The following is a 7,359-nucleotide window of genomic DNA, read 5'->3' on the forward strand; positions in this document are numbered from 1 at the left end:
CGTACGTCGACGCGCTCGACCTGCGCGAACAGGTGCCGTTCGGCATCATGCGGGAGATCCACCGCTGGGGCGCCCACGCGATGGTGATCGCGGTCTGGATCCACATGTTCCGCGTGTTCATGACCGGCTCCTACAAGCCGCCGCGGGAGTTCAACTGGGTCGTGGGCGTCATCCTCCTCGTCCTGACGCTGCTCCTCTCGTTCACCGGCTATCTCCTGCCGTGGGACCAGCTCGCGATCTGGGCGATCACGGTCGGGTCGAACATGGCGGGCGCCACACCGCTCGTCGGGACGCAGGGTCCCGGATCGGCGCTCTTGAAGATCGGCGACATCCCCCTGGTCACCTCGACCGACGACGCGCGTTTCGCGCTGCTCGGCGGGCGTTTCGTCGGGGCCGGCGCGCTGCTGCGGTTCTACGTCCTCCACTGCGTCGGGATCCCTCTCGTCGCGGCGTTCCTCATGGCCGTCCATTTCTGGCGCGTGCGCAAGGACGGCGGCATCAGCGGGCCGGTGTGAGCCTGCCGGAGCGTCGATGCCCCTGATCCACTTCCTGCAGGCGGCCGTCAATTTCGTCTGCAAGCCGCAGTTCTTCGTTCCTCTCGTCGCGATCGCGCTCTACACGGCGCTCTACTCGCGCTGGCCCTGGACGGCGAAGGGCGGCGCGACGATCATCGGCGCGGTCGCCCTGTTCTTCTTCGTCTCCTATTTCGATCCGAACTTCAAGAAAGTCGCCTCGGCGCCCGACAACGTGCCGATCGTCGGGATGATCTTCATCGTCCTCTTCTACCTCTGGTACGCGATGCACCAGGCCAAGGAGAACGACGCGCGCATCGCGCAGGGGCTCGGTCCGAACGAGGGGACCGACTCGTATCAGAAGGTCTTCTCCTGGCCGGACCTCGTCTACATCGAGCTGATCTGCCTCGTTCTCGTGTCGGCGCTCCTCATCGTCTGGTCGATCTTCCTCAAGGCCCCGCTCGAGGAGCCCGCCAACCCGACGAACTCGCCGAATCCGGCCAAGGCCCCCTGGTACTTCCTCGGTCTCCAGGAGATGCTCGTCTACTTCGATCCCTGGCTCGCGGGCGTCGCGCTGCCGTCGCTCATCATCGTGGGCCTGATGGCGATCCCGTACATCGACGTCAACCCGAAGGGGAACGGCTACTTCACGTTCAAGGAACGCAAGTGGGAGATCTCGATCTTCCTCACGGGCTTCCTGATCTTCTGGATCGTCCTGATCTTCCTCGGAACGTTCCTGCGCGGTCCCAACTGGAACTTCTTCGGACCCTACGAGTACTGGGACCCGAACAAGCTGGAGCCCCTGAACAACATCAACATCTCGGAGCTCTTCTGGGTCAAGCTCCTGCACACCGGTCTCCCGCACTTCTTCCTGCTGCGGGAGGTCGTCGGGTTGGTTTTCATGGGGCTGTACCTGGTGGTGCTCCCGATCGTCCTGTCGCGGACGCTCTTCCGGCGGTTCTACGAGAAGATGGGCCCCGCGCGGTACTACGTCGGGTGCCTGCTCCTCCTCGTGATGCTCCTCATGCCGATGAAGATGTTCCTGCGCTGGACGCTCAACCTGAAGTACATCGTCGCGATCCCCGAGTTCTCGTTCAACATCTAGCCGAGAGAACGCGATGCCGAGGAAGCCGCCCGCCGAACCGATCGACCACCATTACGACATCCCGAAGCTGACGCGCGTCTTCGCGCTCTCGGGGCTGATCGTGCTGATCACGTCGGTCGCGATGATCTGGACCGACTACGCGAGCGGGTGGAATTTTTCGAAGAGCTGGAAGGGATATCAGCTCCGGTTCCTGCAGTGGGACCGCTACAAGACGCAGAAAGACGTCGCGGCGGCGCGCGAGAAGGTCTCGCGCGGGGAGTACGCCGCCGCGCAGGCCGAGCTCCGGCAGGCCGACGCCGAGGAGGCGGAAAACCGGCGGCAGATCGCGGAGCTCGAGAAGAAGATCAAGGACACGGACGCGGTGCGCTACCGCGACGACCAGAATTACCGGTTCCAGAAGGCCGTCGTCGATACGGCGAGGTACGAGCTCGAGGTCGCGGAGGATTCCGGCAAGTCGTCGCGCATCCGCGACCGGCAGAAGAATTTCGACGACCTCGCGGCGGACCTGAAGCAGAAGCAGCTGAAGCTCCAGGCTTCGACCGCGCAGCTCGACGCGTTCAAGTCGCAGCGCGACGCGCTCACGGCGAAGGCGGCCGACGCCGACAAGAAGAAAAAGACGCTGCTCGCGAACTTCGACCTCGCCGCGAAGAAGCTCACGACCCTCCGGGAGGACCCCGTCTTCAAGGCGCGCAACGCGCCGATCCTCGACATGGTGAACCCGTCGCTCAAGATCCAGCAGGTGATCCTGCCGGACCTCTTCAACGACGTGAACTTCATGAAGATCCCGAGGGTCGACCGCTGCGAGTCCTGCCACATCGCGGCCGACAAGAAGGGGTACACGCCCGACGTCCTGCCGAAGCTCCCGGAGGTCTTCCAGAGCCACTCGAACCTGCCGTTGATCCTCGGCTCGGAATCGCCGCACCCGCTGCCCGACTTCGGCTGCACGTCGTGCCACGGCGGGCACGACCGGTCGACGTCCTTCTTCCACACCGCGCACCAGCCCTCGTCGAAGGCGGAGGAGGGCCGCTGGAAGAAGAAGTACGGGTGGGAGCTCGACGAGTTCGTCGAGATGCCGATCTACCCGATCGAATACGCGCAGGCCGGGTGCTACCGCTGCCACGCGCAGGAGACGAACTTCCCGCTGGCGCCGCGGCTCGACGCCGGGATGCGCGTGATCGAGGGCCTCGGCTGCTGGGGATGCCACCGCATCAAGGGGCTCGAGGCCCAGAACCTGCCGAAGGTCGGCCCGTCGCTCGAGAAGGTCGCGGCGAAGGTCTCTCCCGACTGGGCGATCCGCTGGATCTCGAACCCGGCCGTCTTCCGCCCGAACACGAAGATGCCGCGCTTCTTCTATCTCGACAACTTCGTGCGCACGGAGGGGATCGACCCGAAGACCGGCCGCTACCGGACGCCCAACCGGCTCCAGCGGCAGGACGATGAGGCGGGGCGCCGGATGAACGACACGATGATCCGCGCGATCGCCTCCTACATCTTCGAGAAGAGCCAGAAGCCGGCGGTCCCCGCGCTCGGGCTCTCCGGCGACGCCGCGCACGGCAAGTGGCTGTTCGAGAATCGCGGCTGCCAGGGATGCCACATCCTCGACCCGAACGCGAAGCGCGACCTCATCGGCACGTACCGCCAGTTCGGGCCGAACCTCGCCGGAATCGGCTCGAAGACGACGCCCGACTGGATCGCGATGTGGGTCAAGGACCCGAAAGCCTGGAATCCCGAGACGAAGATGCCGAACCTGCGCCTGACCGACCCGGAGGCGGCGGACCTCGCGGCGTACCTCTCGCAGCAGAAGGCGCCGCCCGCGTTCGACGCCGAGCCGATCCCCGCGGTCGACAAGGCCTCGCTCGACAGGGTCTCGATGTACTTCGAGACGACCACGAAATCGATCGTCGACGCGCAGAACGACCTCGCGAAGATGACGATGCCGCAGGAGCTCTCCTACGCCGGCGAGAAGCTGATCGGCCACTACGGCTGCTACGCGTGCCACGCGATCCCCGGGTTCGAGGAAGCCAAGCCGATCGGCACCGAGCTTTCGGAATGGGGGAACAAGGCGGTCCACCGGCTCGACTTCGGTTTCATCGACATCGACCACACGCGGCAGGACTGGCTCCGCACGAAGCTCACGAACACCCGCATCTACGACCAGGACAAGGTCCGCGGCTGGGAGGAGAAGCTCAAGATGCCGCTCTTCTCCTTCTCCGAGGAGGAGAAGACCGACATCGTCACGGCCGTCCTCGGGTTCCAGAAGGACGACATGGCCGACGCCAAGCGCAAGCACCTCTCCCCGGACGAGGCGGCGATCGAGCGCGGCCGGCGGATCGTCAAGGATCACAACTGCCAGGGATGCCACGTGATCGAGGGGAAGGGAGGCTCGATCCGCGAGACCATGGCGGACGTGTCGTTCGCCCCGCCGATCATCAAGGGCGAGGGAGCGAAGGTCCAGAGCGACTGGCTGTTCGAGTTCCTGAACCGCCCGCAGACCGGGCAGATCCGGCCGTGGCTCCAGGTCCACATGCCGACCTTCGGCTTCACCGACGCGCAGCTCAACGACCTGACGAAGTACTTCGCGGCGCTCTCGAAGGCGTCGTATCCGTTCGTCCTCCCCCAGAGCACGCCCGACGCGATGTCGGTCGCCGCGGGGAAGAAGGTCTTCGAGATGTACCGCTGCGCGCAGTGCCATCCGCGCAGCCAGCAGGAGGCCGACAAGGTCGAGGACAAGTCGTCGCTCGCGCCGAACCTCGAGATGGCCCACTCGCGCCTGCGCCACGACTGGATCAACGACTGGATCTCCCGGCCCGACGAGTGGATGCCGGGGACGCGCATGCCGACGAACTTCCCGAAGGACGACACGACCGGGCAGCGCTACGTCACGCTCGCCCTCGGATGGGACTCCCCGCAGATCGCGAAGGACCGGGCCGAGCTCGAGAAGATGATGGGCGGCCCGCAGGCGGCCTCGGAGTTCATCCACAGCGTGGACCGCGTCACGAAGGCGCTCCGCGACTACGTCTGGTCGATCGGCGGCAACGAGCCTCCGGCGGCGGCGTCGAGCGCGGCGTCGGCCGCGTCGCCGGCCGGCGCGGCGACGCGCGCACGCCGGACCGCCTCCCGGGGCGCCGCACGCTGAGCCGCTTCGCCGCGCTCGCCGCGGCGGCAACGCTTCTCCTCCCGCCGGCCGCGCGCGCGGACGCTGGAACCGTTTCGGGCCGGGCTCCCGCCGATACGGTCGTGTTTCTCGCGCCGCGCGTGGCCGAGATTCGCGATTTCGTACGCCCGGTGAAGCCTCTCCATCTCGACGTCCGCGGGGGATTCGTCGTTCCGCGCGTTTCCTGCGCGCCGATGCATTCGCCCGTGGTGCTCGTCGCCCGCGACGACGTCTTCGCCGACGTCGCCGCCTACGTCGGCCTCTCCGACCTCCTCTTCCGGCGCAAATTCGTGCTCCCCGGCGACCGCTTCCAGTCCACGCTCGACCGGCCGGGTCTCGTGACCCTCGAGAGCGAGGTGCGGCCGCTCACCCGCGGATACGTCTACGTGACGCCCACGGCCGTGGCCGCGGTCGCGGGAGCCGACGGGCGCTACGTGCTCCAGAACGTCCCGGCCGGCCGGCGGCGGTTCACGGCATGGAATCCCGAGAAGGGAATCGCCGACCGGGAGATCGACGTCCCTCGATCGGGATCGGCGGTCTTCGACGTGGAGTTTCCCTCGAAGTAGCCGCCGCTCGCGGTACCATTCCGGCGATGGGCTCGACCTTCTACCTCTTCTACATGGTCCTCTTCACGGGCGGCGTGCTCTGGTGCCTGTTCCTTTGGCTCGCAAAGGACGACGAGGAGGAGGAGGGCGCCGCCCACCGGAATGAGACGGGAGATTTTGAGTCTCCCTCACCCGCCTCTGCGGGGCGGCCTCCGCCTCCGCCTTAGGCTACGGCGCGACAGGTCTCCCGCGGGGAGAGGCGATGTAATCGGAGTGGCGACCCGGCTTTGTCACAAAAGTCCGAATTGCGGGAAGGGTGAGGCGCGACGAGACGCGAGCCCGACGGGATGCGGGCCGACCGCGAGGTCCCGGTGAGGCGACCGCATCGCGGTCGTCCCCCCGAAAGCGGGGACCCAGCCTTCTGACGATATTCTGGATTCCCGCTTCCGCGGGAATGACAGAGGAAAGGGGCCTCGCGGGCGGCACGCGCCCGTCCGGCTCGATGTATCCGCCTTCGCCAAGGATTCCTCCTTCGCTGAAGCTTCGGCGGGACGAGTCGGCGCGACAGAGTCGTCGCGCTCGCTACTTCTGGGCGATCAGGGCATCCACGTTCTGCGTCACCTGGGAAGAGTCCCACTCGATCGCCTGCGCCAGGTGATACAGCACCTTGCCGTTGCGGTCGGCAATGTAGGTCTCCGGGAACTTCGTCGTGCCGAACTTGTGCGCGGTCTTCGAATCGGGATCGCGGTAGATCGGGAGGTCGAAGGGGTGCTGCTTCCGGAACGTGTCGATTGCCTCCCAGTTGTCGTCGACCGACACGCTGTAGAGCGCGATCGAGGGATTGTCCTTGTAGCGCTGCCAGAAGCGATCGAGCTCGGGCAGCTCGTCCACGCACGGCGGGCACCAGGTCGCCCAGAAGTGAACGACGACGATTTTCCCCTTCAGCCTCGAGAGGTCGATCTTCTTGCCATCGCGCGTGTAGATCGCGAGGTTCTTCTCCGCCGAGAGCTTCGGGATGCCCGCCTGGCCCTCGGGAGGCTTCAGGTTCGTCGTGAAGACGAACGCGACGACGAGAGCGACGATCGCGCCCGCGATCAGCATCATCGTCCGGGTTTTCACGCGCACGCCTCCTCGCGCCCTTCCGCAGCGGACGGAGCCGTGAAATCGCCCGCCGCCGCCCGCCTTCGCCCGGTCGGGCAGACGCGGCGGGCCGGGCAGGCGGGGCAGTCCGAGAGCCGCGGCGCGGTGCGGCAGATTTCGAGCACGCCGAGCTGGCAGATCGCGAAGTCGTACTTCACCGGATCGGCGGGATCGAGCCGTGCCAGGCGCGCCGTGATTTCCTCGGCGGTCTTCCAGTCGGCGGACTTGCGCCGGGTCAGCCCGAGCCGCCGGCTCACGCGGTGGACGTGCGTGTCGGTCGGGATGACGAGCGCGGAAGGGGGAATCTCCTTCCACAGGCCGAAGTCCATCGCGTCGTCCCGCACCATCCATCGAAGGTAGAGGTTCCAGCGCTTGCAGGCCGACCCGTCGGACGGACGCGGCAGCAGGAACTGCAAGGTCGCGCCGGGGAACGGAGCGCGGCCGGTCGCGCCGGGCAACGGAGCGCGGCCGGATGCCGACGGCGGCCGCCACGAGAGGACCTCCGTGCTGACGCGGTCGAGCATCCCGGCGACCGTCGCCTCGGGCGGAAAGCGCCGCTCGAAAAACCGTCCGACGGATCCTTCGCGGCGGATGCATTCGCCGACGATGAAAAGGAGGTCCGCGGCGTCCTGCGGTCCGTGGAAACGGTGCCGGAAGAACGAGAGCTCGCCGGCGGAGAACGTCCGCGCGGCGACGGTCTTCGCCGGGCTCGGCCCGAGCGCCTCGAGCAGCCCGCCGGCGTCCTTCAGGATCTGGTCGACCCGCCCGTACGCGAAAGCCGAGGCGATCCAGCCCGCGACCTCCCGGTCTTCGCGTGCGGCGTAGCGCCGCACGAGGGCGATCGGGTCGGGTCCGGTCGAGCGCTCGTATCGTCGATAGAGGCTTTCGAGAGTGTCGCGCAGG

Annotated in this window: 7 protein-coding genes; 5 read left to right on the top strand and 2 right to left on the bottom strand. The window is 66.9% G+C overall.

Annotated features, from left to right (window positions below):
- The 5 genes from VKH46_15605 to VKH46_15625 all read left to right on the top strand — a co-directional run.
- A partial coding sequence (locus VKH46_15605; protein HKB72266.1) for a cytochrome b N-terminal domain-containing protein occupies window positions 1-515 on the top strand: 515 nt, incomplete at its 5' end.
- A 16-nt stretch (window positions 516-531) separates the two neighbouring features.
- A complete protein-coding gene (locus tag VKH46_15610; protein HKB72267.1) occupies window positions 532-1,617 on the top strand; it encodes a hypothetical protein in 1,086 nt (361 codons plus the stop codon).
- A 13-nt stretch (window positions 1,618-1,630) separates the two neighbouring features.
- On the top strand, window positions 1,631-4,753 hold the full coding sequence (locus VKH46_15615; GenBank protein HKB72268.1) for a c-type cytochrome: 3,123 nt from the start codon (window positions 1,631-1,633) through the stop codon (window positions 4,751-4,753).
- A gap of 149 nt (window positions 4,754-4,902) precedes the next feature.
- Window positions 4,903-5,337, top strand: coding sequence for a hypothetical protein (locus VKH46_15620; protein HKB72269.1), 435 nt, complete (start codon window positions 4,903-4,905; stop codon window positions 5,335-5,337).
- A 26-nt stretch (window positions 5,338-5,363) separates the two neighbouring features.
- Window positions 5,364-5,543: a hypothetical protein gene (locus tag VKH46_15625; protein HKB72270.1), complete on the top strand. Its 180-nt coding sequence runs from the start codon at window positions 5,364-5,366 to the stop codon at window positions 5,541-5,543.
- Between the two features lie 355 nt (window positions 5,544-5,898).
- Here VKH46_15625 and VKH46_15630 read toward each other — a convergent pair whose 3' ends face one another.
- Both VKH46_15630 and VKH46_15635 read right to left on the bottom strand, forming a co-directional pair.
- A complete protein-coding gene (locus tag VKH46_15630) occupies window positions 5,899-6,435 on the bottom strand; it encodes a TlpA disulfide reductase family protein (protein HKB72271.1) in 537 nt (178 codons plus the stop codon).
- On the bottom strand, window positions 6,432-7,359 hold a 928-nt coding region (locus VKH46_15635), incomplete at its 5' end, for a TIGR02757 family protein (protein HKB72272.1). The genes VKH46_15635 and VKH46_15630, both read right to left, overlap by 4 nt.

The sequence above is a fragment of the Thermoanaerobaculia bacterium genome, from assembly GCA_035260525.1.
Lineage (GTDB): Bacteria > Acidobacteriota > Thermoanaerobaculia > UBA5066 > DATFVB01 > DATFVB01.